The 2,855-nt window shown below is 71.2% G+C and carries 3 protein-coding genes; 2 read left to right on the top strand and 1 reads right to left on the bottom strand.

Annotation, left to right across the window (positions count from 1 at the left end):
- Window positions 1-19: 19 nt before the first annotated feature.
- A complete protein-coding gene (locus tag D7X12_RS40665) occupies window positions 20-541 on the bottom strand; it encodes a hypothetical protein (RefSeq protein WP_120630476.1) in 522 nt (173 codons plus the stop codon).
- Window positions 542-703: 162 nt separating this feature from the next.
- Here D7X12_RS40665 and epsE point away from each other — a divergent pair, with 162 nt between their 5' ends.
- Window positions 704-1,930: an exopolysaccharide biosynthesis GT4 family glycosyltransferase EpsE gene (epsE, locus tag D7X12_RS40670; protein WP_120630477.1), complete on the top strand. Its 1,227-nt coding sequence runs from the start codon at window positions 704-706 to the stop codon at window positions 1,928-1,930.
- A 319-nt stretch (window positions 1,931-2,249) separates the two neighbouring features.
- Window positions 2,250-2,798 carry an RNA polymerase sigma factor gene (locus D7X12_RS40675; protein ID WP_120630478.1) on the top strand — a complete coding sequence of 183 codons (549 nt, stop codon included), beginning with the start codon at window positions 2,250-2,252 and terminating at the stop codon, window positions 2,796-2,798.
- Window positions 2,799-2,855: the final 57 nt, after the last annotated feature.

Consider the following 2,855-nt stretch of genomic DNA (forward strand, 5'->3'; position numbering starts at 1 on the left):
GCGGGGGAGGCGGAAGGGCTCATGGCTTCTTCTTCTTCTCAGCGGCGGCGCGGCGCTGCTTCTTGGTGGCGCGCGGGAAGGTGACGCTGCCGGCGAAGCGGTCCGCCCCCACCAGCTTGAGGGTCTTCTCCGCGGAGCCGAAGTCCGTCTCGCCCAGGGTGACGCACAGGAGGGCGGTGTCGGCGGCGAGCGCCAGCGGGAGGCTCGCGGGGTGGGTGATGAGCGAGTCGATGACCACGATGACCCGCTCGCCCTGCTCCACGCGGCGGCGCACCTCCAGCACCATGCGCGGCGCGCCCGCGGGTTCGATGCCGGTGGCGTCCACCAGCCGCAGGGGCGGCTCCGGGTAGGGCGAGCCTGCCTCCATCAGCGCCTGGGCCGCGTCCAGCGCGGGCGCGCCGGGATGGGCGGGGATGACGGTGAGGAAGGTCCAGGCGCGGCGGTCGAGCGCGAACCACAGCCGCGACAGCTCTGGCGAGGGCGGGGCGCTCGCGGGCGGGGTCTCCTCGGGAGAGGGCGGGGGGCTCGGGTCGGCGGACATGGCGGGCGCGGACGGTATAACGCATGGAGGCGGCACGACCCAACGACCCGGCTGGGCAGGCAGGCGAAGGAGCGCGCCCAGGGTCTGCTGTCATGCCTGACACCCCGCCCGACTTGCCCGGCTGCCGTGTGGGCGCGGGGAGGGGCGTGTTATGGAAAGCGCGTGCAGAAGATCGGCTACCTGATTCCCGAGTTCCCCGGGCAGACCCACATCTTCTTCTGGCGCGAGCTGCAGGCGTTGCCGGGGAAGGGCGTCTCACCGGAGCTGGTGTCCACCCGCCCGCCGCCCGCGCGCATCATCAGCCACAGCTGGGCCCGCGAGGCCATGGCGCGCACGGAGTACCTGGCGCCGCCGGGGCCGTGGGGCGTGGCCATGGCCGCGCTGGAGGTGGCCCGCGCCATGCCCACGGGGTGGGCGCGGTGTCTGGCGTCCATCGCGAGGGCGGAGGGGCTGGACGCGAAGGGCCGCGCGCAATTGCTGGCGTTCGCGGTGATGGGCGGCCGGCTGGCGTCGCTGGCGCGCGAGCGCGGCTGGACGCACGTGCACGTGCATTCGTGCGCCAACGCCGCGCACGTGGCCATGTTCGCGCACCTGCTGTCGGGGCTCACGTACAGCATGACGCTGCACGGGCCGCTGGATGACTACGGGCCGAACCAGCGGGAGAAGTGGCGGCACTCGAAGTTCGCCTTCGTCATCACGAAGAAGCTGCTGGGGGAAGTGAACCAGGAGCTGGCGGGGAGCCTGCCTGCGCGCATCGAGCTGGCGCCCATGGGCGTGGAGCTGTCGCGCTTCCAGCGCACGGTGCCCTACGAGCCGTGGTCCGGTGAAGGCCCGCTGCGGCTGTTCGCGTGTGGCCGGCTGAACCCGTGCAAGGGGCACGCGGACCTCATCGACGCGGTGGGGATGCTGCGCAAGAAGGGCATCGACGCGCGGCTGTCCATCGCGGGCGAGGACGAGGCGGGCGGCACCACGTACCGCAAGGTGCTGGAGGCGAAGCTCGCGAAGGACGGCCTGCAGGACGCGGTGACGCTCTTGGGCGCGGTGAGCGAGGACGTGGTGAAGGACGGCATCCAGCGCTCGCACCTCTTCGCGCTCGCGAGCCTCCAGGAGCCGCTGGGCGTGGCCATCATGGAGGCCATGGCGATGCGCGCGCCGGTGGTGGTGACGGGCGCGGGCGGCGTGAAGGAGCTGGTGGACGACGGCGTGGACGGCGTGCTCGTGCAGCCGCAGGCCCCCGAGGAGCTGGCCCAGAAGCTGGAGAAGCTGGCGCGCGACCCGGCCGAAGCGGTGCGGCTGGGCGAGGCGGGCCGGCGCAAGGTGGAGCGCCAGTTCAGCAGCGAGCGCAGCGCGGACATGCTCGCGCAGATGCTGGGTGCGTCCGCGTCGTAGCGTGTGCTCCATCCCGAGCCTGGCGGATCCATTCCGTCAGGTCTGGTCAATCACCCCGCGGGGCGGACGTCACCGGAACACGCTCCCGGTGGTGACTGGCTGTCAGCTTGATACATCCTCTGTCGGGTAACACATTGCCCACACGGCGGATGGACAGCCAAAAGACAGCCACCGGATGCATTCAGGACAGCGGCGGTGGAAATCCCGATGTGTGTTGGCTTTTCCAGACACTCCAGGTGAATCCGGGTAATTAGGCTCTGTCCCGCTTGGAAAGTTTTGCCATCATGGGGGTGCACGGACGCCGCTCGGGGGGCACTCCATGGCTGACGAAGAGACGCAGCAGTTCGCAATCATGGTCATCCAGTTCCGTTCGGGGCTCTTGAAGCACGCCCGGCGCATCCTGGGGAACTCGGCGGACGCGGAGGACCTGGTGCAGCACGCGCTGGACGAGGCGTGGCGCGAGCGGCTGCACCGGCAGGGGCCGGAGGCCTTCCGGGCGTGGACGGGGCGGGTCATCAACACGCGGGCCATCAGCCTCTTGCGGCACCACCGCGCGGAGCAGCGCAAGGCGGTGAACGCCGGCTGGGTGACGGTGCTGAGCGATGATCCGGACGAGCAGGACGGCGGCGAGCTCTGGACGTTCATCCAGGAGAAGGACCTGATGGAGGCGGTGAACAGCCTGCCGCCGCAGCAGCGCGAGGTGTTCCACCTGCGCGCCCAGGGCCAATCCTACGTGAGCATTGGCGCCCAGGTGGGGCGCTCCACCGGCACCGTGGGCTGGTGGCTCCACCAGGTGCGCGAGCAGCTGCGGCAGCGGCTGTTGCCCATCGCGGAGGAGCGCCGGCTGTCATTGGGCCGCGGCGCCTGACTCAGCGGCCGGCTTCGACCCGGGCGGTGTTGCGGGGGCCCGCGGGCAGGAGGGGAG

Source organism: Corallococcus sicarius, from assembly GCF_003611735.1.
GTDB lineage: Bacteria > Myxococcota > Myxococcia > Myxococcales > Myxococcaceae > Corallococcus > Corallococcus sicarius.